The 22998-nt window shown below is 50.6% G+C and carries 25 protein-coding genes and 1 tRNA gene; 3 read left to right on the top strand and 23 right to left on the bottom strand.

From position 1 onward, the window contains the following. Positions 1 to 13: 13 nt before the first annotated feature. The 3 genes from FBF27_02790 to FBF27_02800 are packed head-to-tail and all read right to left on the bottom strand — an operon-like array spanning position 14 to position 2752. Positions 14 to 520: a hypothetical protein gene (locus tag FBF27_02790; protein QJU09330.1), complete on the bottom strand. Its 507-nt coding sequence runs from the start codon at positions 518 to 520 to the stop codon at positions 14 to 16. Between the two features lie 23 nt (positions 521 to 543). Then, positions 544 to 999, bottom strand: coding sequence for an HIT family protein (locus tag FBF27_02795; GenBank protein QJU09331.1), 456 nt, complete (start codon positions 997 to 999; stop codon positions 544 to 546). A 37-nt stretch (positions 1000 to 1036) separates the two neighbouring features. Then, positions 1037 to 2752, bottom strand: a complete 1716-nt coding sequence (locus tag FBF27_02800) for a hypothetical protein (GenBank protein QJU09332.1) — start codon at positions 2750 to 2752, stop codon at positions 1037 to 1039. Positions 2753 to 2895: 143 nt separating this feature from the next. Between FBF27_02800 and cyaB the strand changes: the two genes are divergently transcribed. Then, positions 2896 to 3456: a class IV adenylate cyclase gene (cyaB, locus tag FBF27_02805; protein ID QJU09333.1), complete on the top strand. Its 561-nt coding sequence runs from the start codon at positions 2896 to 2898 to the stop codon at positions 3454 to 3456. On the opposite strand, the gene FBF27_02810 is transcribed toward cyaB, so the two are convergent. From FBF27_02810 to FBF27_02825, 4 genes are all read right to left on the bottom strand, one after another. Beyond that, the gene (locus FBF27_02810; protein QJU09334.1) at positions 3457 to 3852 is read right to left on the bottom strand and encodes a hypothetical protein; all 396 of its coding nucleotides are present in this window, start codon (positions 3850 to 3852) and stop codon (positions 3457 to 3459) included. Between the two features lie 64 nt (positions 3853 to 3916). Next, complete coding sequence (locus FBF27_02815) at positions 3917 to 4843, bottom strand: hypothetical protein (protein ID QJU09335.1); 927 nt, start codon at positions 4841 to 4843, stop codon at positions 3917 to 3919. Between the two features lie 28 nt (positions 4844 to 4871). Further along, positions 4872 to 5915, bottom strand: coding sequence for a phenylalanine--tRNA ligase subunit alpha (pheS, locus tag FBF27_02820; protein QJU09336.1), 1044 nt, complete (start codon positions 5913 to 5915; stop codon positions 4872 to 4874). A 1-nt stretch (position 5916) separates the two neighbouring features. After that, positions 5917 to 6153, bottom strand: a complete 237-nt coding sequence (locus FBF27_02825) for a hypothetical protein (GenBank protein ID QJU09337.1) — start codon at positions 6151 to 6153, stop codon at positions 5917 to 5919. 56 nt (positions 6154 to 6209) lie between these two features. Here FBF27_02825 and FBF27_02830 point away from each other — a divergent pair, with 56 nt between their 5' ends. Further along, complete coding sequence (locus FBF27_02830) at positions 6210 to 7205, top strand: hypothetical protein (GenBank protein QJU09338.1); 996 nt, start codon at positions 6210 to 6212, stop codon at positions 7203 to 7205. A gap of 60 nt (positions 7206 to 7265) precedes the next feature. On the opposite strand, the gene FBF27_02835 is transcribed toward FBF27_02830, so the two are convergent. Genes FBF27_02835 through FBF27_02845 form a run of 3 tightly spaced genes read right to left on the bottom strand, consistent with a single transcriptional unit; the run spans position 7266 to position 9454 of the window. Next, the gene (locus FBF27_02835; GenBank protein QJU09339.1) at positions 7266 to 8339 is read right to left on the bottom strand and encodes a DNA recombination protein RmuC; all 1074 of its coding nucleotides are present in this window, start codon (positions 8337 to 8339) and stop codon (positions 7266 to 7268) included. Between the two features lie 18 nt (positions 8340 to 8357). After that, entirely contained in the window at positions 8358 to 8852 is a 495-nt protein-coding gene (locus FBF27_02840; GenBank protein QJU09340.1) for a hypothetical protein, read from the bottom strand. A gap of 41 nt (positions 8853 to 8893) precedes the next feature. Next, on the bottom strand, positions 8894 to 9454 hold the full coding sequence (locus FBF27_02845; GenBank protein ID QJU09341.1) for a phosphatase PAP2 family protein: 561 nt from the start codon (positions 9452 to 9454) through the stop codon (positions 8894 to 8896). 19 nt (positions 9455 to 9473) lie between these two features. Between FBF27_02845 and FBF27_02850 the strand changes: the two genes are divergently transcribed. After that, a tRNA-Gln gene (locus FBF27_02850) sits at positions 9474 to 9548 on the top strand. A gap of 21 nt (positions 9549 to 9569) precedes the next feature. On the opposite strand, the gene FBF27_02855 is transcribed toward FBF27_02850, so the two are convergent. From FBF27_02855 to FBF27_02915, 13 genes are all read right to left on the bottom strand, one after another. Further along, positions 9570 to 10070, bottom strand: coding sequence for a hypothetical protein (locus FBF27_02855; GenBank protein QJU09342.1), 501 nt, complete (start codon positions 10068 to 10070; stop codon positions 9570 to 9572). Positions 10071 to 10285: 215 nt separating this feature from the next. Beyond that, positions 10286 to 10957 carry a tRNA (guanosine(37)-N1)-methyltransferase TrmD gene (gene trmD, locus FBF27_02860; GenBank protein ID QJU09343.1) on the bottom strand — a complete coding sequence of 224 codons (672 nt, stop codon included), beginning with the start codon at positions 10955 to 10957 and terminating at the stop codon, positions 10286 to 10288. 136 nt (positions 10958 to 11093) lie between these two features. Further along, the gene (locus FBF27_02865; protein ID QJU09344.1) at positions 11094 to 11486 is read right to left on the bottom strand and encodes a KH domain-containing protein; all 393 of its coding nucleotides are present in this window, start codon (positions 11484 to 11486) and stop codon (positions 11094 to 11096) included. Between the two features lie 61 nt (positions 11487 to 11547). Then, a complete protein-coding gene (gene mltG, locus FBF27_02870; protein QJU09345.1) occupies positions 11548 to 12636 on the bottom strand; it encodes an endolytic transglycosylase MltG in 1089 nt (362 codons plus the stop codon). Continuing rightward, a complete protein-coding gene (gene ruvX / locus FBF27_02875; protein ID QJU09346.1) occupies positions 12633 to 13037 on the bottom strand; it encodes a Holliday junction resolvase RuvX in 405 nt (134 codons plus the stop codon). The genes mltG and ruvX overlap by 4 nt, the downstream gene beginning before the upstream one ends. Further along, complete coding sequence (locus tag FBF27_02880; protein QJU09347.1) at positions 13027 to 14640, bottom strand: hypothetical protein; 1614 nt, start codon at positions 14638 to 14640, stop codon at positions 13027 to 13029. The genes ruvX and FBF27_02880 overlap by 11 nt, the downstream gene beginning before the upstream one ends. Then, positions 14641 to 15903, bottom strand: coding sequence for a hypothetical protein (locus FBF27_02885; protein ID QJU09348.1), 1263 nt, complete (start codon positions 15901 to 15903; stop codon positions 14641 to 14643). A 67-nt stretch (positions 15904 to 15970) separates the two neighbouring features. Further along, entirely contained in the window at positions 15971 to 17854 is a 1884-nt protein-coding gene (locus FBF27_02890) for an alanine--tRNA ligase (protein QJU09349.1), read from the bottom strand. 42 nt (positions 17855 to 17896) lie between these two features. After that, complete coding sequence (locus FBF27_02895) at positions 17897 to 19426, bottom strand: BspA family leucine-rich repeat surface protein (GenBank protein QJU09350.1); 1530 nt, start codon at positions 19424 to 19426, stop codon at positions 17897 to 17899. A gap of 128 nt (positions 19427 to 19554) precedes the next feature. Further along, entirely contained in the window at positions 19555 to 19917 is a 363-nt protein-coding gene (gene rpsP, locus FBF27_02900) for a 30S ribosomal protein S16 (protein QJU09351.1), read from the bottom strand. 78 nt (positions 19918 to 19995) lie between these two features. Beyond that, positions 19996 to 21225 carry a tRNA-specific 2-thiouridylase gene (locus FBF27_02905; protein ID QJU09654.1) on the bottom strand — a complete coding sequence of 410 codons (1230 nt, stop codon included), beginning with the start codon at positions 21223 to 21225 and terminating at the stop codon, positions 19996 to 19998. Further along, the gene (locus FBF27_02910) at positions 21225 to 21821 is read right to left on the bottom strand and encodes a YdcF family protein (GenBank protein ID QJU09352.1); all 597 of its coding nucleotides are present in this window, start codon (positions 21819 to 21821) and stop codon (positions 21225 to 21227) included. The genes FBF27_02905 and FBF27_02910 overlap by 1 nt, the downstream gene beginning before the upstream one ends. Continuing rightward, entirely contained in the window at positions 21818 to 22960 is a 1143-nt protein-coding gene (locus tag FBF27_02915; GenBank protein ID QJU09655.1) for a cysteine desulfurase, read from the bottom strand. The genes FBF27_02910 and FBF27_02915 overlap by 4 nt, the downstream gene beginning before the upstream one ends. Positions 22961 to 22998 lie beyond the last annotated feature (38 nt).

A 22998-nucleotide genomic window follows, 5' to 3' on the forward strand; every position in this document is an offset into this window, starting at 1 on the left:
TCAGTATAGCATTCTAATCAATGGTGTAGTCAAACACCTTAACAGGAATACCTTTTTCCTGAGCTTGATCAATTGTAAACGTCGTGCCAGGGCTATAGTTGACCCGAAACGCCACCAATTCGTCCGCCAAGTCAACAATTTGACAATTACGCGCATGAAATGAATCAGCGTTAACTTCATTAAAATCAGTAGCATCGCGCAGTACTCCTGGCCGATGTTTGGCGATGTCTCGCAAAAGCGCAACCGTCGCAATCGCATCATCCTGGCGACATTTACCGGCGGCCGCACGATCATACAATGCTTGGCAATATAGTTCCAGCTCCACTGGCAAAAATACCCGAAACCGCACCGCCCCCAGACCATGTTTATACGCCAGCCGTGCCGCTTCGTGATCAACACCAGTAGCGCCACCCGACACAATCCCGCCACCTTCAGCAATCTTTTGCCCGACAAACTGTTCAATGTCACGGCGAATCGTATCATCTACTTCGCGTGTACCGACAACTCCAAGCCACTTCATTATTTCACCTCGTTGACTAAATATTACTCCCGAGCAGCAATAATCTGTGCCTGAATACGGTCTAGTTCGGCCTCGTCCATCCTCGGCCCCTCGGTCGTTGTCAGCCAACCGCGATAATTCTCATGAAACTCTGCATTCTCCGCCCAGACGTCAGTCCGTCCTGCCAAGTCGCCGTGCAGCGGATACAGCTTGGCGTGCACATGTGCTACACCCGTTCCCTCGAACACCAGCGCTACCCGCGGTGTATCAAACGCGCGCTCCAGCAGCCGCGCCACCTGGCGCACTGCTCGCATAAACTCGAGATATAGCGTCTCGTCAATCGCAAAAATATAATCGCCCGGGTTGCGCTTTGGAATAACCACTGTCACCCCTGGGGTATTTGGAAACGGCGTGAGAAACGCCAGGAACTGCTCGTCCTCCCAAATCTTCCATGATTTTACGGTGCCTGATACAATGTCGTCGAAAATTGTATGGTTCATGCTTTCATTATATCAAACTTATGCTAAATCGGTAAAATTAGCTTTGCATTTGCATGTAGCGATTAAAGGTAAGCCTATCGGGGGATATTGCCCGCAAAACCGCCTCACCATCAGGCAAGTCTATAGGGAATTTGACCTTGTTAGTACGGTTAACAAAGACCACTAAGTGATCACGCAGGCCGGGTATAGAAAATCCTTGCTCATGAATTCGATTGTAAGCCCATGCTGTCGCACGCGCCATTATCGCATCGTATAGCTCATGATCATCACCACACATATCGTCAATTATCCTGCACGCAATTTCAGCTACCAAGCCGTCATCTGATAGTTGCTGATAACCCTCTTCACCAAGTTGCTTATAGATATCATGATTATATCGTCGCAACTTCTCCACCTCTCCCTCAATACCAAACTCTTTTACAAGATCATTCGACTCCTCTGGTAACAAGATCTTAAGAGTGGTGTGCAGCATCCGCAAAGGGTTAGTCCTCGTCCGAATATCACCCTGACCCCCATTAACTAACCAATCGGTTATCATCTGCGGGTCAATCACCGCTCTCACCGTATCAGCAAACCGCTCTCTTACATATCCACTGTATGCTGGGTCGATATTCTCAACTACGTGACGTAGCTCCTTTGGTGAACCAACAACCTCAACCTCCTCTTCGTAATATTTAGCCATCTCCCACTCACGCGAACCCTCAGAAAATCTCCACGACATTTTTGGTAGCCGATGATCAGGCTCGCCCAGTCTGACACCAAGCTCCTCAGGCTGAGTATTAGCAATGTCGTCGAGAGTTTCTACCGCTTCACCACACTGCTTAAGTCTAGCGATGTGCTGATTAAAACGTTCTTTACCTTCCCAGCCCTCGGACAGTACATCCCGCCTCTTGTTAAGCCACTGAATGACGTATTCGTAGCTATGCCAACCACTATGTTTTAATAAAAGGCCACCGCCCTCTTCGCCCCAGTTAATCTCATCCCGTAACCCGTCTTCCAGCGCGCCAAGCCAAATATTACGATTATCCTCGTCGTTCAGAGTCCCTAGGATCTCATCTTTCACCTTTTTAAGCAGATCATTGCGACATGCTTCGCTAAATGGTAAGCTCTCGATACTCCCCTCGACATCATCCAGTAGTCTATTAACCATCCCGTCAGTACCATTCACTAAAATATTCGTACCATACTTATCAAGTATTTCAGCATCAGCAACTATTTTTGTCAATGGCGCATGCAGTAGTGTCGCCACTTCCTGTTCATGCTCTCTGAACCATGTGCGACAATCACCACGGAGCCCCCTGGTTATTTCACGAGTGAGCGAATCTGATTTTTTGAATAGATCACTCCAGTATACATCAAGATACTTCACGGTTCCTGGCGCACAGTGAGCTAATGTTAGTGTATATTCCATGATATCAGCGAGACTCGCACTACCTGTATGGCAATGCTTGACAAACCCATCCATATTGTCAGTAAACTCTAATGTTTCCGTAGAGTGACACACTTTTCCTGTCTCAATTTTGATACCAATCAAACTTCCGTCATCATAAGAATGGTTTATCCTATCAAAGAAATCAGCTGGCAACATAATATCTTGTGCCGACTCACACAGCGTATCTAATACTGCTCGCTCCCTTAAGTACATGGGGTTATACCTCTCAAAAACTTCACGAATTTGATGGGACACTGACTCATGGTCGTGATTTTTATCCGAGGTAACTTCATGACTGTTGGCTAAAATATGTTCATTCATAAACTATATTGTATCATTTAATTACAAAACTTCAAGCGCTCGGATTCCTCGGGTGGCAGCACAACTGCTTTCCAGGTCTTATCGCTGGCTTTTTTGAGACACAAACTAATACAAATAATACCAACCTACCGTATAATAGCCATATGGATATACCATTAGAAATCGAACGCAAACGCCAATTAACCGGTGACGTAGAAGAATTAATTAAGCGATTACAAGATCTCGGTTTTGAGCTGCAGAGTAATCTCCACGAGATTGATACGTATTATTCTCGTCCTGATGTTGACTTTATGCAGACAGTTGAATGCTTGCGGATTCGCCAGCGCGATGGTTTTGCTGAGGTGACATATAAGCCAGCGACGACCTCTGCGACACATACGAAAAACAATGTGATCATTAAGCCCGAGACAAACCTGCCAATTCAACCTGGGGACGCGGCGACCGCCAAGCAGCTACTGGCAAATCTCGGCATGGTGCAGCTCGTTGAAGTTAACAAATACCGACGATCGTTCCAGTCTTCTGATTTTCCACAGGCAACGGTAGCCATCGACGAAATCAAAAACACTGGGACGTTCGTGGAAGTTGAGGTTTTGTCAGATGATGAGACTAGTGCGCTGGCGATGATTAGTGACATTGAAACCAAGCTCGGCCTTGAGTCGGCAGAAGTTGTTACGCGGCCTTATCGGGATATTTGTATGGGATAATTAAGCTACGTTTTTATCAAATCCACGCCTGGCCCTACTATCCAACCGCAGCAGCACACTATACAAAAATATGCTAACCCCCCAAAAAATAACGCTCAGATAATTACCCCAATTAAAATCATTCCAAGGATTGCGGGTCGGGCTGTCTGTTGGGTCGTACGCCACAAATCCCACTACGGACATCACGATAATAATCAGAAGTCCGGAGATAATGATTTCACGCACATAGCTGGAGCGCTGAAATATTGATAGCCTCAGGTTATATCGAACTTCTGACGGTAACAACACCAATAACAGTATGACGATATATGATGGGATAGTTATTATACCCTCAAATACATCCCACGGGTTCACTTTCATGATATCAGGCTTCACCACCTTTACAACCTCTTGCATACCCAAGGAAATCCCAAAAAATAACACCAGTATGATCAGCACCAGCCCAATGGAGCTCCACCGTCTAGTCCACATTGTTCGCTCCCGTTATGACGTCAGTAGCCGCTTGATATACCTCGTGAATTTTACCAAAAACCTGCCTGTCATACTCTTCTCGGTCTTCAATACTGCTGTCTGGCAGTTCAATAGTATTCTTAAACTGAGGCTGCATGATATTAACCGATGTCACTTCCATACCTTCCTCGATTTCAACTTCGTAGACTTGTTTATCAACACCCGGAAACTCGTTTACATACTTATCGATATAAGACCCGGGAGACAAGAATTCTCCTCTATTGGGACGAAATTCAATAACAAAAGTACCCAGCGTATCAGTATGGTTATTGACTGAAGGAGCGGAAAATACATCCCTAGCAATTTGATAGATTTTATTGTTTTGTTCTATCGCTTCACGAGGAACGAATATTTTCGCGGATTTTATACGATGAGCCTGCCTGATTAACTCGATAGCATCTGGATGGCAGATCACCGTCCCGATAAATGCTAGCTTTTCAGAGAGCGAGAGCTTTGTTATGCGATTATTTATATACGCTAGGATCTTTACATTTGTGACAACATTTCGGTTGTACTCTAATGCCATAATTCTTTTATCTGCATAATATAAAAAGTGTACTACCTGTACAGGTAGACGCCCACCCGGAAGAGGATAGCGCCTAACTAGATCATCATCGTCCCTGCCTGTTGTAATCACATTTGATCCATACACGGCGATGATGCCAGCATAGCATCTGGATAGTTCGCTGGTTCTATGTAACTTGTCAAACTGCAAGAGCCGCATAAACGACTCATCGTCATTTGGATTATGTTGCCAGTTTCTGTCGTCTTCTTCGAGGTTCATCAAATCACGCAGAGCGTCCTCAAACAGGTAGCTGCCATATCCCTCGTCGTCGCGATTGGTAATGTTGTATAGAAATACGTTACGTTTAATCATCACATACCTACAGTCAATCTAACGTAAATTAAAACTGCTCCAAAAAGTCCAACTTACCGCTTTCAAAATGCCGCACGTCTTCAATGCCGTATTTCATCATTACCAGCCGGTCGATGCCGCAGCCAAAGGCAAAGCCAGTGTACTCATTCGGGTCGATATCGGCAGCCTTCAGCACATTCGGGTGAATCATGCCGCAGCCCAAGAGTTCGATCCAGCCCTCGCCCGAGCAAACTTTACAATCCGGATTTTTGCCCTCACAGAACGGACAGCTCAGCGCAAATTCAAAGCTCGGTTCAGTGAACGGGAAATAAAACGGGTTGACGCGCACATCAAGTTTCTTGCCGTAATATTCCTGCAAAAACTCTTGCAGCGTCGCGATGAGGTTGCCGACATTGACCCCTCTGGCAACATACACACCCTCAACTTGATAGAACGTATGCTCGTGCCGCGCGTCCAAATCTTCGTTACGAAACACCCGGTCGGGCACGATGGCGGCGATCGCCTCGCTGTTCTCCAAATTACCATGATATTTTTTCAGCACGCGGTTTTGCATGGTCGAGGTGTGCGCCGGCGCAATCAAGCGGTCACCATTCGCGTCAGTCTCCTCAGTCATGAACGTATCGTAATCATCACGCGCCGGGTGACCCTTTGGAAAGTTCAGACTCTCAAACATATGAAATTGATCATCAATTTCACGCGACTCTTCCGTCACGAAACCCATGCGATTGAAAATGTCAGAAATGCGATCAATTTCGCGCATCAATGGATGAATCGTACCGCGCTCGCTCGGCAGCAAATCAGGCCGCAGGGCATTCACATCCATCGGCGCCGTCACGTCAATTGGCGGCAAGTCAACTTTCGATAGTTCATTCTCACGAGCCGTAACTGCCCGTTCCAATTCCTGCTTCAGTTCATTAACTTTCTTACCAAACGCCCCGCGCTTCTCGGCCGGCAGCGTCGCAATAGTGCCATATAGCTCCCGCAGCTCGGTACTCCGCAACACACTGCGCGGTTCAGCCGCCTCGGCTACGCGCGATAATAATAGTGATCGAACTTCCTCTAACGTTTCCATGTCATCGCCCTTGCATCAAAAACATACCGACAACCACGGCCGCCATGATCACAATTATAATCCAGGCCGGCGCCAGCGTCGTCGTCTGCTTCGTATCTTCCAAATATTTTACATCCTCTACGCCGTCTAGACTGGCTTTTTCCTGAAGGCCCGACGCCTTGGCCTTCTCGCGCAGTTCCGCCGCAATGCGTTCTTGTAATTCACTGCGCCGATCTTGTTGATTTACAAGTAATCCCATATGTCGATTATACCAGATATGTTATAATGATAGTAATAGTACAGTAAGGAGGGACTATGGCCACGAAGAAGACTACTAAAAAGGCCGCGACTGCAAAATCCAGTTCAAAGAAAACGACTGCTGCAGCTGCTACATCGAAAACAACCGTAACGCGTGTCACCAGCAAGGCTGAGACGAAAAAGCCAGAGGTCAAATCGACTGCTGTCAAACCCGTCAGAACTAGCTCACCACGCAAAAAATTAGATACCAAGTTACCGCGCAATCTCGTCAATATCGTACTCGCCGAAGTTGCCGGTACGTTCATCTTGACGCTAGTTGCCTTGTTCTCGGCATACATGATGACGCCGTTCTACATTGGTCTAGCACTGGTAGTACTAGTGCTCGGTATTGGTGCAATCTCCGGTGCGCACATTAACCCAGCCGTGACGTTTGGTCTCTGGACGATGCGCAAGCTTCAAGCTATACTCGTACCGTTCTACTGGGCAGCACAATTCCTTGGCGCAATGGCTGCCGTTGTCTTGATGGGAGCAATTTCATCAGGCAGCTTCGTCATTAACTTTGACCAATTCACCACTTTCTCATGGGCGATCTTTGCCGTCGAGCTCGTCGGTATGGCGGTCTTTATGTTCGGGGTGAGTGCTGCTCTGTCACGCACTGATCTCAAGAACACCAGCAGGGCTGTAGTCATCGGTATGTCATTGACACTTGGCTTGGTGGTTAGCGGTGCATTGCTACCACTTGCCCAAAATGCTGCTGTCCAAAAGTACCAACAGGAGCAGGCGAACGCTTCTCGACAAACGCAGCAATCAAAAGACCAGCGCACCTACCCACGCGAAGTGTATATCAGCGGTGCAACCCTGAACCCAGCAGTTGCTCTGGCGGTCACTGAAAAGACTAACTCGCAGCTACAGAACGCCTCAGCACCAGCACAGAAAACAGAGAAAATGTATACCCGCCTCAGCCTCGAGGTTATTGCCGCAACCCTCGTTGGCGCAGCACTCGGCGGTAACTTGTTCCTGCTGATTGGCTATCGCAATAAGGTTGAAGAATAATTCTCTTCCTCGGTAGTTACCGTATCCCCGCCCGCCTGGCGGGGATTTTTGGTGAGACAATTATTCTTCCTGCGCTGGTCGATCAATTAATTCTGGCTGCGTTTGATGATCACCACCAGCAATCCGCACCACGTCTTTATCAATCTTGCCCAGCTCTTTATACGAATTATTATAATGCCCGACGGTGGTACTGAGACTTTTGCCCATCTTGGTCATCAGCTCATCAAACTTTTTGATATGCACGCCCAGCTGGCCGACACGCACCTGGATATCTTTGGCCTGCTCTTCAATTTGTAGGCTCCGCAGCCCCTGCAGCACCGTCTGTAAATACGCCAAAAAGCTAGTCGGACTGACGATGATCACCCGCTTGTCACGAAAGGCATATTCGATCAAATCGCGGCTCGAACCGCCCGCACCAACATTGTTGATCAGCAGGTCATAATATAGCGACTCACTGGGGATGAACATAAAGGCGAAATCCATGGTATGCTCACGCGGGCGAATGTATTTGCTGGTTTCGTCAATGCGCCCCTTCAGGTCAGCTTTTACCTTGTTCAGCCACAGCTCGCGCTCAGCTTTGGTTTCAGCGTTGATCATCCGGTTATAATTTTCCAGGCTAAATTTACTGTCCACCGGCAAAATCTGCCCCTTGTCCAGGAAGATAACCGCATCAACAATCTCGCCATCCTTGAACCGGTACTGCATCTGAAACTGCTTGGCTGGCAGCACATTATCCAGCACGCTCTCCAGGTAAAACTCGCCGAACACACCGCGCTGCTTCGGGTTTTGCAACACGTTCTGCAGGGTTTTCAGGTCAGTCGCCACGTCGACCACCCGCTTATTTGTCTCATCCAGCTTTGCCAGCCGCTGTGTCACGTCCGCCACCAGCTTGGCACTTTCTGACAACTGCTTTTGCACCGAAGTTTGCACCTGGGCATTGCTGCACTCAAGTTTATCGCTGACCGATTCATTCAGCTTGGCGATAGTTCGCCCCAGCTCCACCACGTCAGTTTTAATGAGTTCAACTGATGATTGATTTTTCAGCTCGCTTAACTTCGACTGCAGCACAAACAGCATCGCACCCAAGCCCATAACGATAATAACTAAGAGAATAATAATAATAATGGCTTCCATACTCTTAGTGTACAGGGATTACAGAGACAAGACAACTCGCGCCAGCAGGACAAATATAGCTAAAAAGATAATCGCCGCCACGTTGCCGCGGATCCGGTTCAGCCACATTGCGGTTGCGTATACGAAGCCAAACGCCACGGTTGTTACCATCAGCGACAACCACCACACCTCAGCAGTCGAGACACCAACACCCCACAGTGCACCAACCGCCGCGAGTACCACGAGCAGCGGCCGCCGAACTCGATTGAGAGCGACAATCGGTACGAGCATAACGCTGACCAATACCAGCGCAACGTAGGCACCGATTTGCGCACTGTTCGTACACATTGACGGGTCGGCCGTCGGACCGCAAATAATCTGCTTTAGGATAAAGCGATCAAGCGCCAGGGCGATCAGCCATGTCACGACACCGCCAACCATACCGCTGCTGACAACTCGCCAGAACACCGCCGGCGTCACAGGAAACATATAGTCTGATTCTTCCTCGTGAAAAACTTTCTCAAACCACTTCACAATAGATACAACTATAGCAGTAATTTGATAAAACCGCAACCCTATTTTGCAGTGCGTGACACCCGTCGCAATGGCATGTACCAGAATATACCCGCCCAGGCGATGATGAGCCCCCCAGCCACATCAAGCGGCGTATGCACCAGCGCCACCACTCGCCCTATACCAACCAGTAGCGTCATCACTAAACAGGCCACGGCCCACCCTCGACACTTCGTGCCGAACCACACCGCCAACGTGATAGCCATAGTGAACAGGGCGTGATCGGACGGGAAACCCGGATTATCCAAAAACGAGGCGCCGGCGCTCACACCCGCTAGCTCAAACGGACGGAGACCTGATGGCTGATATAGCAACCCGATAATTTTTGCTGCGACGAACGCCGTCAGCCCCGCCATTAACACTCGTGTATACACTTGATGGCGCCGATCTCGCGGTACGTGTCGGATGAGCGTATATATCCCGATCAGCACCACTGGGATCACCAGCCCGTCGGCAATAATTTTCACGATCCATGAAATATCCATAAGCTCCATTATACCCTGCTGGGCGTCGGCGTCAAACCCCGAGCTCGGCCTGCCGACTTGCGCCGCTTTATCATCCATAGTATAATCAGACACGCGTTGGGGATTCGCCAAGTGGTAAGGCACCGGGTTCTGGTCCCGGCATTCGGGGGTTCGAATCCCTCATCCCCAGCCAAGAAAAAGGATTGACGTGTTGTCAATCTTTTTTCTTGCGCTTTGGTTTGGCATGAGCCTGATGGTTAGTTGATGTTTCTTGAGATTTTACCGTGGTTGTCGCGCCCTGGCCAAAACCGCTTGCCCATATCGCCAAAATCCACACACCAGCCAGGAACAGAAGTGACCAGCTACCGCCCGGCAAGTCAAACGTCGCCCCAAATATCATTGATACTCCGTGACAAAACGCCATACCTTCCAGCAATGTCAATAGCAGTAGCGCCACGACGCCCATCACGGCACTTACTTTTCTCAGTCTAGCCGACACGTCCATGGCAAGTAAGAACGGCAGCGCCCCAACCTCTGTGACAACGAGAACGATGGCGCACACTACCGCCATCACGCCCGGCAGTCCAGCGAGCATTGATGGAAACTTATCAAACGAGAATAGCTGACTCAAGGCGATGACGAGAATATATCCGGCAATAATTAACCGTACAATGTGTACGACTGATATTGGTCGTTGGGTTGATGTTTTCTTCATAGATATAGTATACCGACCCGCCCTAAAAAGCTCAAGCTTGTTGTATTATTTACCAAAGCGCTTGCTTTTTTTATTAAAAACACGTACAGTAACAACAAGCGAACGATACAAAAACAAACACTACTGACGTTTCTTTCGCTCTACGACATCCACCACAACAAAATACCGTTACGAGTGTGTAGCGGTATTTTCCGTTGTCGGACAAGGTTATCTCGTCACTCAGTTTCCGCTTTTTGCGACTGCTGTTCGCGCCACTCGGCGATCTTGCCATGGTGTCCGCTCAGCAAGACTTCCGGTACTCGTAGGCCATTAAATACCTCTGGCCGAGTGTACTGCGGATACTCGAGCGTCTTGCCGTCCGAGAAGCTCTCAATCTCTGCTGATGTTTCACCGCCCAGCACACCTGGCAGCAGCCGCACGATTGAATCAATAATGGTCATCGCCGGCAGCTCGCCACCAGTCAGCACAAAATCACCGATACTCCACTGCTCATCAACCAATTCCATAATGCGCTCGTCAACACCCTCATATCGCCCGCAGATGATAATGAGCCCCCGGCCATCATCCGCCGCCATGCGCGCCATCGCCTGCCGCCAGCGCCGACCACGTGGGCTCATCAGGACAACCTTCGCGCTCTCATCGCGCGACCTGGCAAATTCCACCGCCCGCCATAACGGCTCGATCATTAGTAGCATCCCATCGCCGCCGCCATATGGCGTATCATCGACTTGCCGGCGCGGCCCCAGACCAAATTCACGCAAGTTCACCGTCTCGAGCGAAACGATACCATCCTTTTGTGCCTTCCACATCATTGAGTTTTCAAATACGCCAGAGAACATTTCGGGAAACAGGGTAATGGCTTGAAATTTTCGCATATCCTTCATTATACCGTGCCCACATAAAAACCACCAAAAAACCGCCCTTTAGCTAGGCGGTTTTTTAGCACAAATAAGGCTCTCAATGGTTACCCATTGCTCGCATAGAGCTGTTCTCGCATATTGTCTGTGCTTGAACTAGTTATGATTATATATCAAGATCATCCAGTTCTGCAAGCTCTTTTCGAGCATTTTCTGCATAAGAAGAGCTATTTTCCACAGTTTCATCTGTTGAGTTGTCCACAGAATCATCATCTGAAGCGGCAGCCGTAGTTTGTTTAGCACTCGTAAAGCCGTCGTTGTTGACAATTTTCAGGTTGTAGCGCGCATCATTTTTCGTCCCTAACGCCCTGAGTAGCGTCCGCAGACTTTGGGCTGTACCGCCACGCTTACCGATAACCCGACCGAGATCCTCTGGGTTGACCGTCAGTGTAAGCAACACTCCCTTTTCGTCAATCAAACGCTCGACGACGACATCTTCTGGATGTCCAACCAGCGCCTTTACTACGTATTCTACAAATTGCTGATCTATCGTTGACATACTGCCCCTCCTTGGAATTAACTGTACTCCTAGTATAGCATAGGCGATTTGCCGAGGGCAACTATGGCAATTGGCACTTTTTGGCGCAGTGGGCGGTAATGTTCGCCTTGTGCTCAGCCTCGGTCTTAGCAAAATAAGTTACGTTGTCGTCGCCGCTCAAGAAATAAAGGTAATCCTCCTGGGCTGGATCGGCCACAGCATTCAGTGCCGCGAGACCAGGCGAAGCAATTGGCCCAGGCGGCAGCCCCTTGTGAATACGCGTATTGTACGGTGAATTAAGCGTGTGCGAGCGAGCGACGCCAGCCTTGTCGGCGGCATAATGATACGTCACGTCTGACCCGAGCGGCATATCCTTTTTGAGACGGTTATAAAACACACTGGCGATCCGCCGCATGTCCTCGCAGGTCGCTTTACCCGGGCAGCCAATTGACTCGCGCTGAACAATCGAAGCCAGTGTTAGCCCCTGATACAGCGACAGCCCTCGAGCTGCAAATTTCTTTTCGAGATTATTCTCAGTTACCACCCGGTCTAGCTCACTGATGGCCCGCTGCAAGGCTTGCTGGGCGGTGGCGTCTGACGGCAAAAAATATGTATCACCATAGATATACCCCTCGAGATCGGCGGTCGCTGGCTTACTTTTTAGTACCGTACCGGTATAAGTAGCAGCAAAAGCGGCCGTGATCTGCTCATCGCTGTAGCCAGCCCGCTTGAGGGCGCTGGCAACATCGGTCTTTTGAGCGGCAGGCGTCGAGGTCTTATCGCGCAGTGTTGCCCCTGGATAAAATAGTACCGAACGCCGATCCGGTTTGCCACCGAGTAAATGCTTAAGCACCGACGCCACATCTTGATCTTGTGTAAAGCTGTACACGCCCTTATTGAAGGTGCCGGTAACGTTATTTAACTTGAGGTAAATTGTCATGGCAAAGGCGCTACGAATAATTTTTTTATCTTCAAGTTTTTTGGCAATGAGCTGCGCTGTGTCGCCACTAGCGATCTCGACACTGATTTTTTGCCGCGCCCCGGCGTTGACCGGACGAAGCATTTGCTTGTACCAAATGACGCTGCCAAGCAGCACCACACCCGCCACTGCGACAACTGCCGATACGATAATGAGCCACAACCGCCGTTTTTTAATCTTCAACTTCTTCATCCGTGCACCTCCAAATAATCTTGTAGTATAATACTCGCCGCCTCAGCGTCAATGTCACCCTTATCTTTGATCTTGCCAGCCAGGCGCTGTTCCGCCTGAACGCTGGTTAGCGACTCATCCTGATAAGCGATCTCGGCATCAATGTCCAGCTGACCCAGCCGCCTGACAAAATCAACCACGAACTCTGTTTGTTGCGTTGGCTCGCCGGACTGGTTACGCGGATAACCGACCACCACCAGCGAGATGTCGTGCCGCAGCATAATCTCTGCCAGTTCCTCCATGACCCGCTCATCATGAGCCACCCAGCCAAACGGCACCGCGATCCGCACCTGCGAATCGGCCATCGCCAGACCGATCCGCTTCTCGCCCACATCTAGCGCTAGAAAGTTTTTAGCTTTCATTGAGCTTGAATTCGATGCTTATTCGTTTGGTATCATTTGGTACGGTGCGCACCCAGAACGGAGAGAATTTCACATCAACATTTTCGATACCTTTGATGGCTTCGAGTGCTGACTGGATGTCGCCATAACTTTTACCGCGCGACTGCTCCTTGACCTTTTCCTCATCAATGGTTGGGCCGACGACGGCATTGGCAGTGATGTGAGCAATGAAGTTGCTGCCCTGACCACTGAACTGCGCAAACTGCGCGCTATCAACACCATCTTTATAGATCTTTTGCGACTGCTTGCCCTCTAGTTCCTTGTTGGCGGTCGCCTTGAGGTAGGTGCTTAGCTCTGATTTTTCGATACCAACCATCGAGGCGGTTACCACTGTTTTAAGCGTCACTGCACCAGTCGCTTCACTATCGACGGCGACACTTGGAGTTGGCGCACTACGCTGTTCTTGATAGCTTTCTTTGATAGTAACAGTCGATCCGCCAAATGATTGCTCGACCTTGCCACGAAGAGAGTCGGCTTTTTTTTCGTTCAATAAGTCGCCGGCACGCTTAACATCGTCGCTACTAACCACCGTCACCTCACGACTACTACCACCTGAAGTCTCGCCAACGAGTGTCGCGTTAACTCCTGATGGCATTCCCGATACCGAACCACTTTCACCGTTATATTCCGCCCCGATATTGGCAGCCGTCACCATGACCGTTGAGCCCGAGGCATTGGAGCGGCTAAACGTCACCGCGCTATCAGTCGTAAAGGTCATCCCACCGCTCGTACGGATTGATGTCCCGGCCGGAATGGTCTTATCTAGCAGGCTAATGGAATCAGTCGCAACCCGTAGCTTGCCCTTGGCTCGCTCACCAACTTTCTTCTTGCCAGTTGCCGAGAACTCAACGGATAATTCTGCTTTTTGCTCCTGCCGGCGCGCCTTGATCACGTCAGCAGCCGAATCAGTCGTCCCGTCAGTCCTGAGTGTCACTTTCTTATTTACCGTCACCGTTGTCGTCTTGGCCGTGATAATCACTCGCGCGTGCGGTGCGAACCAAATCGCCCATACCAAAAACCCAATGAGTAGCAGCGCGGCGCCGCCGATCAGTAAGAACTTTTTACGAAATAGATTAAAGTTCGGGACTTTTGGTGCTGTCTTGTTCTTGTTAGCGTTATCCGCCGGCTTTGGAGCCTCGTCGTCCTGTTTTTTGGATGAATCAGCGATGGCCGAATCAATCGCTTTATCCGTTTCATCAACAGGTTGCGCGCTCTTTTCTAGCTCGCCAACCGGTAGCTCGCGCCCATCAATGACGTCATTTTCGTCGTCCACCTTCAGCACCGGCACCTCGGCCATTTCTGGTTTGCTCTGGAGCGTCTTGGCCACCGGAATTTTGGCTGCTGCTGCTAGACCAGACAGAATCGTATCACCAGTGATCAACACCACCCGCTTATCAACCGACGTAGCCGTCCGAGCGATCAGCCGCATATTGACCGCGCTACGCAGCACGCCAACCCGCTTGGGTGGCACCAGCGCGATAATCCGCTCCTTTGACGCCTTTACCTTGCCAACAATGGCGGTGATATCATCTTCGACGTCAATGTAAATAACATCTTTATTCATCTATATTTTAAGTAATCGGTTAACTTTATCCATCAAGCCATGAGCGTCTTGATTACTTACCATTGTATCATACCCAACCCGCAGCAGGCCCATCACCGTGATAAATGTGTGATCCGTGATATCACCGGTCGTATCAGTGATACCGATGACATCAGAGGGCTTGATATGCTGAATGGTTGGCTTTTTCGTAAACGGCAGTTCCTTATACCACGGCTGACTGGCCAGTGCATCAACGAGCTGTTGCAAGCTCGCACCGCCGCCACACAGCAAAATTCGGTTCGGTAAATGATCAACGCTATCAAAATCACCGAGCGCCAGCTCAACGCCCGACAGCCACACCTCAAGTGTCTTATCAATCGCCCCGTCAAGTTTGCGCTTGAGGGTTGGCTTGATATACTCCTTGTCCGTATTCACCTTCAGCTTTTCCGCTTCTTTGTAACCTAGGTCAAGATCCGTCGCAATCATCCGCGTAAAGCTCCGTCCACCGATGCCGAACATCTTGGTGCCCTCAACGCCGCCGTCATTGACAACCGCGATATCAGTCGTGCCACCACCGCAGTCGATCAAAATCGCCGTGAAATTAGAATTCGCATCTGTACCGAGCACACTCCGGCTGACTGCAAACGGCTCGGCCGCCACGGCGATTAGCTCCAGCGCTAACTCATCAGCCACCTTTTCCAGCGCCCCGATATGCACCATCGGCGCAAATGCCGTATAAATCTGTACCGCGACGTCCCGCCCCTGAAAGCCGATCGGGTTCGACACCTTGTAGCCGTCAATATGAATGCTGACCAGTGCTGAATTAACCAGCTTCACCTCGACGTCCTCGTTGCCAGTTTCCAGCGCAATCTGCGCCTGCGCCTTGCCCTGCGCCCGTTCCTGTACCTTCTCGATGATGAATTCCATCTCGGCAACGTCCAGCGGCTTATCAGGTTGTGGTCGGCGATAGCGAATGGTGTTGGTCACACCCTTGACCAGCTCACCGGCGATACCGATGATCACCCGCTTGGCCTGAACGCCGGCCTTATCCTCGGCCTCGGTCAGCGCTGCCTCGCAATTGGTCACCACACCGGCGATATCAGCGATCGCGCCTTGATGCATGTCGCCCAGATTCTGCTGCGCCCGACCGACTCCGATGATTTCGATATCATCATCCTTGATCTCGGCAATCAGCGCCTTAATATACTCCGTACCGATGTCGAGACCGACGAGGTACTGGTGTTCATCTTTGTCTGTCTTCTTGAAAAGCCTATCTAACACCATAGTCTTTATGATTATATACCATTTGTATGTGGATTGGCTAGTTTTTTACGAGGATAACTAACCGACCTCAGATAAGAACAGCCTTGATCCGGCGAATCCCAGCAGCGCTGGCCTCTTCTTTGGTAATTGTAAAGCGTTTGCCACCCTCGGCCAAGACGCCGGTGTGCTGGACGTGCGGGCCGCCGCAAACTTCGAAACTAACAATATTGTCGCCTTCACCGATGGAATAGACTTTTACTTTATCGCCGTAGCGCTCGCCAAAGGCGCCGATCGCACCCATGTCTAGCGCCTCGTCAGTCGGATAGACGGCAAAGCTGACTGGCAAATCAGCGTCAATCCACGCATTGACCTGATCTTCCACCGCTTGCTTTTCCTCTGGTGTCAATTTATCGTGATTAAAATCAAAACGCAGGCGCTCAGCAGTGATATTGCTGCCGTGCTGCTGCAAATCCGGCGCCTTTAGAACCTTGCGCAGCGCCGCACCCAACAGGTGCGTTGCCGTGTGGTATTTGAGATGGATCGGATCGTGACCCTCCAGGCCGCCGCTAAATTGCCCTTTGCGCGCTGTCTTGGAGCGTTGGCGCTGCTCGGCCATTCGCGCATCAAATTCGGCGCGCCAATTATCAGAAAGCTTGATACCTTGTTTATAGGCCTCTTCGGTACTCAGCTCCACCGGAAAACCAAACGTATCATACAGCATAAACAACTCTTCGCCAGTCAAGCCATCGTCGATATACTGCTGCATTTGCCTGAGACCTTTGCGCAGCGTCTGACGGAAAGCTTTTTCCTCCTTGACCAGCACAGCGACAATACTCTCGCGGTTTTCCTTAACTTCTGGGAAATCCGCTTCATATAAATCAGCGATTACTGGTACGACTTCCTCCAGGAAATTCTGCTCGATCCCCAGGTCAAAACTATAGCGAATCGCCCGGCGCAACAGGCGGCGCATCACGTAGCCCTGTTCCTTATTGCTCGGCACGCAGCCATCGACCGCCATAAAGGTAGCGGCCCTCAGATGATCAGCGATTACCCGCATACTTTCGGTATGTGACGCGTACTTTTTGCCGCTCAAATCCTGCAATTTCTCGACGATTGGCCACAGCAAGCTAATCTTGAAGACATCAGGGTCGTTATTAGCGGCCGCCGCAATTCGTTCCAGGCCCGAACCATGATCAATATTTGGCTTTTCTAGTGGCTTAAACACACCGTCCGCCACCTTTTTATAGGCCATAAAGACATTATTACCAATCTCCATAAAGCGACCGCAATCACAATTCGGATGACAATGCTCACCAAACTTCGGATCGTGCTCAATGAAGTCAAATTCATAAAACATCTCGCTATCCGGCCCACACGGATCACCAATCGGCGTGGTTTCCGGCCCACCGTTACGGCTCCACCAGTTTTTACTGCCATCATAAAAGAAAATCCGCTCGCCTAGGCGAATGCCACGCGCTGCACCTTGCTCCTCACTACCAATGTCGGCCAGTCCCGCCTCAATGCCTTTTTCGGCAAACTTCTGCTGCCATAACCCGGCCGCTTCAGTATCCTTGGCGATATTATATTCTGGCGCACCGATGAAACATGTCACGTATAGCCGCTGCGGATCGAGCCCAATCTCTTCGGTCAAAAACGTCCATATCCAGTCGATCTGCTCTTTCTTGAAATAATCGCCCAAACTCCAGTTACCGAGCATTTCAAAAAACGTCGTGTGGCGGTTATCACCGATATCATCAATGTCTTGGGCCCGCAAGCACGTCTGTGAATCAGCGATTCGCTTACCCTCAGGGTGTGGCTCACCCAGCAGGTACGGGATCATTGGCTGCATGCCCGCACCAGTGAAGAGCGTGGTCGGATCGTCGGTTAGAATCAGCGGCGCGCGCCTAATGACTGCATGAGCCTGTTTGCTGTAAAAGTCGAGATATTTGAGGCGAATTTCTTGAGCGTTCATAGGAGCAATTATAGCACAAGTCTCCTCAGATACTCTGGATCTTTATGAGCGTTTTTTCCGCATCAGCAGCACTGCACCGCTGATGATGGCCGCGACCCCAGCCCCGATGGCTACCAGCAAACTCGTACCGGTATCGGCTAGTTGACTACCTGCTCGGCCTTGCGAAGCGCCCGGCTGCCCTGGTTGACTCGGCTGACCCGGTTGGTTAGGAGCACCTGGATTACCCGGCGCTGTTGGCACAGCGTTCCACTTAGCGTATAGCGTGAAGTTAGAATTTGGCATCGTATGGACGTTAAAGTCCCATTGCATCAGATAAGTTGGATCAGCGTACCACCCAGCAAAGGTATAGCCAGCCCGCGTCGGATCAGCCGGCCGCACCGCCTTGGCAGTGTAGGCGACCGTTTGAGATGGTACCGGTGAGCCTGAGCCGGTATCAAACGTCAGCGTGTAGGTCGGGCACTGCTTGGCATCGCCATTGATCGTCCAGCCGTGACCACCGTCGGCCACTGTCTTTTGCAGTGCTGCATGCGCCGCCTCCGCCGTACAATATTTCAGGCCAGCCGCACCCAGCGTCACTGGTGACTTGAGTACTGCATTATTCCAGGCAGTCAGTGTTGCGTCGTAATTTTGCACCGATAGCGCCGTATTATCAAGCATATTCGCCCCACCAGCATACGGATTACCCGTAACGTCCTGCAGCGAGGTCAGTTGCCAGCCAGCCAGCGACTGGTTGAATGCCCGCGCATTAGCCAACATCCGCACCATAGCATGTGCTTTCGTCATATTCCACAGCCCGATCGGCTGGTTGAACGAATTTGCCCACTCGAACATACTATCAGCGTATTCAAGTTTTGCAGTATTCCAGCTGGCAATTGACGAACTGCCGCCGTTATTGAACGCCCCTGCATACGCAAACATATGGCCAGCGCTCGTCACTTTTCCCATGTTCCACGAACCGATATTTTGGTTAAACTGTCCGGCGCCATGGAACATATTAGCAGTTGTCGTCACATTTGATGTATTCCATTGCCAGTTGGCACCCTCACCCTTGAGCGAGTGAGCTGTGTCGAACATACCTTGCAGGCTCGTTACGTTCGTGAGATTTGGCACGTCAGTCGCCTTGACATCCATATTCTCAGCGCCCCGAAACGCCGAGTCCATGCTGCGCCACGCACCCGTTCCCCACTGGTCAACTGACATGATTTTCAAACGATCACCGGCATTATTCACATAAATCTGCGGGAATGTACCGCCGATACGAATTGTGTGACGACCCTCGTCGCTGTATGTGCAGGTGTGACTACTGGTCACGCCCACAGCGTCAGGAATACCGTCATTGTTACAGTCAACCGTATAATTATATCCCCCGCCTGTCACCGGTATAGTAAATTGATCGGTGTTTGATACGCCCGGTTTCGTGGTGTCGATCGTCATAACAAAATCCGTGTTGTTAATCGCATCAGCTTTCGCTGGCTGCGTCATCGCAAGTAGCGTCAGGCCACCAACACCAAGCATCATAACCCCTGCTGTTAGCGTCGGCAGCAGGCGCCTGCGTTGTTGTAAATATTTCATAAACCCCCTATTATGTTCATGTTACTTCGTTGTACTATTACCTCAAATAATACGCGACTAAGCCCTCCATTGTCAAGAAAATCCCGCCCTCATCGCGGGCGGGAAATGTCTCAGTTTATCACGTCGTATTATTCAGCGCCTGACTCATCAGTATCTGACTGAACCGGCTCTTCTTTTGGCTGGTTTTTACGAAGCTTCTCTGGATTGCGGATGGCTTTGTGCTTATCAGCGGCTGGTTCTTTGACCCACTTTGGTAATGTGACGCCAGCTTCTTTCAATAACTTAACAACACGCGGTGTTGGCTGGGCACCATTGTCCAAATATTTCTGTGCTAATTCAGCCTGAATATTTGCTGCTTTAGTGTGTGGATTGTAGCTGCCGACATACGCGACCACGCGACCGCTTGATGGATGGCGCTGCGCCTCTTGTACTGCCAGGCGGTACACCGGATAACCCTTGCGACCCAACCGTTGCAAACGAATTGCTAGCATGTGTGATTTCTTCCTTTTCTTACAACTCTTTGATTAATGTATTACTCCTAGAGAGTGTACACTATTTCGCTATGTACGTCAATCTGTTTGAATTATCCCGCCGCCCAGACATTCCTCGCCGTCATATATCACAGCCGACTGTCCCGGTGCAACAGCACGCTGCGGTTCAGACAGCCTCACTGTCACCTTCTCGCCAGCATCGTTATTCACACGCGCAACCTCCGCATTAATTAGCAGCGCTCGGTGCCGCACTCGGATTTGATAGATATCGTCTTTTGGCGGCTGATTGATCCAGTGAACGTCAGCCAGTGTCAATTCTTTCCGCCACAATTTTGCATTATCAATTGAGCGGGACACGTAAACTTCATTCTTGGCCATATCTTTGCCGACGACATAGTACGGCAAACCACCGCCAACATTCAGGCCATGACGCTGCCCCAAAGTGTAAAATATCGCCCCGTCATGCCGCCCAACAACCACGCCCGTTTGCTGATCGATGATATCGCCCGGGCTAGTCTCAACATATTCTGACAAAAACTCACGAATCCCCACTTGCCCAACGAAGCAAATCCCCATCGATTCCTTTTTGCCGGCAGTCCACAAACCCCGTTCTTTAGCCATCTTACGCACCTCAGGCTTGGTAAAATCGCCGAGCGGAAACATAGTTTTTGCCAACGCCCCGGACGTCACCCGGTACAGGAAATAGGTTTGATCTTTATTGTCATCGTGAGCCCGGAGTAAGCGTGCAGCACTGGGTAATGATGGCGCTTTGACGAGCCCAGGTGTAAGCGTTGATTCGTCCTGAATCGCCGAGGACTGTCTGAACGCAGTGAGTTCCGCAGGCGACAGCGACGGATCAGCGTGAACACCATGGCGTGAGACAACCGCGCCAGAATTACCCAATACTGCACCGTCTGCTAAATGTTCAACTCGCGCATAATGCCCCGTCGCAATATACTCCGCACCCGCCGCCAACGACGCTTCCAAAAATAACTTAAACTTCACCTCTTGATTACACATCACATCAGGATTTGGCGTCCGACCCGCCTGGTATTCGCGAATCATATAGTCAACGACATTTTGCTTGTATTCTTTCTGGAAATCGAACACCTGAAAATCAATTCCCAGCCCCACTGCCACGCGCTTGGCGTCAGCCACATCTTCCGCCCACGGACAATGCATACCCGGCAAATCTTCCGACCAATTTTTCATATAGACACCAGTGACGTCGTGGCCTTGCTCAACCAATAGCGCTGCCGCTACCGACGAATCAACGCCGCCCGACATACCGACGAACACCCGAGCCATCAGCGCGACACTCCCAGCGCAAACAAACCGATCCGCAGCAATTCGCCGACCGCCAGCCACCAGCCCCACGGTGTCAGCCACCACCATGTACTCCAATGCCTGTCGTGCGTTGTTGGGCGTGCCCGCAGCTCAACATTCGGCAGTTGCGCTGAAAACTCAGCCAGCGCTCGCCGCATGTGATAGCCGCTGGTAACCAGAATGACGCGTTTGATACCACGCTGCGCTATGATACCCGCCACTTCCTGGGCATTCTGCTTGGTGGTTTCTGAACGTTCGTCCATCACCAAGGCCATAGCCGGTACACCCGCCGCTTCGGCTTGTTTTCTCATGGCGGCGGCGTTAGACGGACCGGATTTATCAGCTGCAGCACCAGACAAGATAATAGTCGGCGCCCAGCCAGCTTGATATAATTTAACCGCCTCAGCCGTGCGCGCTTCGGTATCGCCGCCACTAATAACGATGATCGCGCCCGCTTTTTGGCACTTCCCTGAGCCAGGGCGCGGACAATCTTTCAAGTCATCCGGCGATAAATAATAACTCAGGCCGACGATGACTACAGCTGCAATTAACACCAAGCCTATTAACCGATGAATCATCGCGTTCGCTCCTGCTCCGTACGCACTGCAGTAATAATCTCGTCCGCCACCCGCATAACTTGCGTCTCATCGTTCAGCCGCCCCAACGTCAGCCGCAGGCTACCATTAATCGCCGTATCACTCAGCCCGATCGCCGCCAAAACATGTGATCGCGTACCCGAATTAGCTGCACAAGCACTACCCGTCGCCACCAGCACACCGCGCGCTTCTAATAAAAACACTAATCGCTCGGCGTCAACACCAGGAAATGAAATATTGAGGAAATTAACTAGTGATTTTTTCTGATCAGAAGAAATAATCATGTCGGGGAAAGCCGCTGATAGTTTTTTTGCCAACACATCACGCAGTCCTCGCAGCCGTTTTACTTCACCGCTTCGATGCTTGGCGGCTAGTTCCAGCGCCGTAGCAAAGCCGACCACACCAGCCACATTTTCCGTGCCACTGCGCAGCCCCGCCTCCTGGCCGCCGCCAACGATATTTGGCTGTAGCTTGACGCCCGGCCGTATCCAAAGCAAACCAACCTGCTTCGGCCCATAAACTTTTGCCGCCGATAGCGTCAACAAATCAACACCCAATCGCTTAATTTTCACATCGATCAGCGCTGCAGTCTGCGAGGCGTCAGTATGAAATATAAGCGGTGTTGATTCGCCATTTTCCTGGCGCCGCATGCGCTCGAGCCTTACAACTTCCGCAATTTCTTCAATGGACTGGATATACCCGAGCTCATGATTCGCCAGCGCGATACTCATAAAACTAACATCTGGCGTCAGCAGTTTTTTGACAGCCTGTGGATCGATGCGTCCATTTTTCATCGGCAGGATGAGCCGAACGTCCGAGCGCGCTTTTGCAGAATTGATAACCGAACTATGTTCAATCGCCGAGACTAAACTCACGCCACCCGCCGCGGTAAACGCCAGATTGATCGACTCCGTGGCGCCAGCCGTCATCGCTAATTCATCCGCACCCACGCCCAGCACTCGCGCGATACGCGACTTTGCCTCGCGGTAGTCGCGCTTGACGGTGACCGCCGGTGCATATGGACTGGATGGATTGAAAAACTTCTCAGAAAAATACGGCCGCATTGCCTCAATCACCAACGGATCCATCGGCGTGGCAGCAGCGTGATCAAGATATATCATAGAGGATTCCACACATACTATTATACCAAGCAGCCCAG

Source organism: Candidatus Saccharibacteria bacterium oral taxon 488 (assembly GCA_013100805.1).
Taxonomy (GTDB): Bacteria; Patescibacteriota; Saccharimonadia; order Saccharimonadales; family Saccharimonadaceae; genus Nanosynbacter.

What these genes read in the sequence shown, in the direction of transcription:
- FBF27_02790 (QJU09330.1), bottom strand. Translation starts at nt 520, where the DNA reads ATGAAGTGGCTTGGAGTTGTCGGTACACGCGAAGTAGATGATACGATT.
- FBF27_02795 (QJU09331.1), bottom strand. Translation starts at nt 999, where the DNA reads ATGAACCATACAATTTTCGACGACATTGTATCAGGCACCGTAAAATCA.
- FBF27_02800 (QJU09332.1), bottom strand. Translation starts at nt 2,752, where the DNA reads ATGAATGAACATATTTTAGCCAACAGTCATGAAGTTACCTCGGATAAA.
- cyaB (QJU09333.1), top strand. Translation starts at nt 2,896, where the DNA reads ATGGATATACCATTAGAAATCGAACGCAAACGCCAATTAACCGGTGAC.
- FBF27_02810 (QJU09334.1), bottom strand. Translation starts at nt 3,852, where the DNA reads ATGCAAGAGGTTGTAAAGGTGGTGAAGCCTGATATCATGAAAGTGAAC.
- FBF27_02815 (QJU09335.1), bottom strand. Translation starts at nt 4,843, where the DNA reads ATGATTAAACGTAACGTATTTCTATACAACATTACCAATCGCGACGAC.
- pheS (QJU09336.1), bottom strand. Translation starts at nt 5,915, where the DNA reads ATGGAAACGTTAGAGGAAGTTCGATCACTATTATTATCGCGCGTAGCC.
- FBF27_02825 (QJU09337.1), bottom strand. Translation starts at nt 6,153, where the DNA reads ATGGGATTACTTGTAAATCAACAAGATCGGCGCAGTGAATTACAAGAA.
- FBF27_02830 (QJU09338.1), top strand. Translation starts at nt 6,210, where the DNA reads ATGGCCACGAAGAAGACTACTAAAAAGGCCGCGACTGCAAAATCCAGT.
- FBF27_02835 (QJU09339.1), bottom strand. Translation starts at nt 8,339, where the DNA reads ATGGAAGCCATTATTATTATTATTCTCTTAGTTATTATCGTTATGGGC.
- FBF27_02845 (QJU09341.1), bottom strand. Translation starts at nt 9,454, where the DNA reads ATGGATGATAAAGCGGCGCAAGTCGGCAGGCCGAGCTCGGGGTTTGAC.
- FBF27_02855 (QJU09342.1), bottom strand. Translation starts at nt 10,070, where the DNA reads ATGAAGAAAACATCAACCCAACGACCAATATCAGTCGTACACATTGTA.
- FBF27_02865 (QJU09344.1), bottom strand. Translation starts at nt 11,486, where the DNA reads ATGTCAACGATAGATCAGCAATTTGTAGAATACGTAGTAAAGGCGCTG.
- mltG (QJU09345.1), bottom strand. Translation starts at nt 12,636, where the DNA reads ATGAAGAAGTTGAAGATTAAAAAACGGCGGTTGTGGCTCATTATCGTA.
- ruvX (QJU09346.1), bottom strand. Translation starts at nt 13,037, where the DNA reads ATGAAAGCTAAAAACTTTCTAGCGCTAGATGTGGGCGAGAAGCGGATC.
- FBF27_02880 (QJU09347.1), bottom strand. Translation starts at nt 14,640, where the DNA reads ATGAATAAAGATGTTATTTACATTGACGTCGAAGATGATATCACCGCC.
- FBF27_02885 (QJU09348.1), bottom strand. Translation starts at nt 15,903, where the DNA reads ATGGTGTTAGATAGGCTTTTCAAGAAGACAGACAAAGATGAACACCAG.
- FBF27_02890 (QJU09349.1), bottom strand. Translation starts at nt 17,854, where the DNA reads ATGAACGCTCAAGAAATTCGCCTCAAATATCTCGACTTTTACAGCAAA.
- FBF27_02895 (QJU09350.1), bottom strand. Translation starts at nt 19,426, where the DNA reads ATGAAATATTTACAACAACGCAGGCGCCTGCTGCCGACGCTAACAGCA.
- rpsP (QJU09351.1), bottom strand. Translation starts at nt 19,917, where the DNA reads ATGCTAGCAATTCGTTTGCAACGGTTGGGTCGCAAGGGTTATCCGGTG.
- FBF27_02905 (QJU09654.1), bottom strand. Translation starts at nt 21,225, where the DNA reads ATGGCTCGGGTGTTCGTCGGTATGTCGGGCGGCGTTGATTCGTCGGTA.
- FBF27_02910 (QJU09352.1), bottom strand. Translation starts at nt 21,821, where the DNA reads ATGATTCATCGGTTAATAGGCTTGGTGTTAATTGCAGCTGTAGTCATC.
- FBF27_02915 (QJU09655.1), bottom strand. Translation starts at nt 22,960, where the DNA reads ATGATATATCTTGATCACGCTGCTGCCACGCCGATGGATCCGTTGGTG.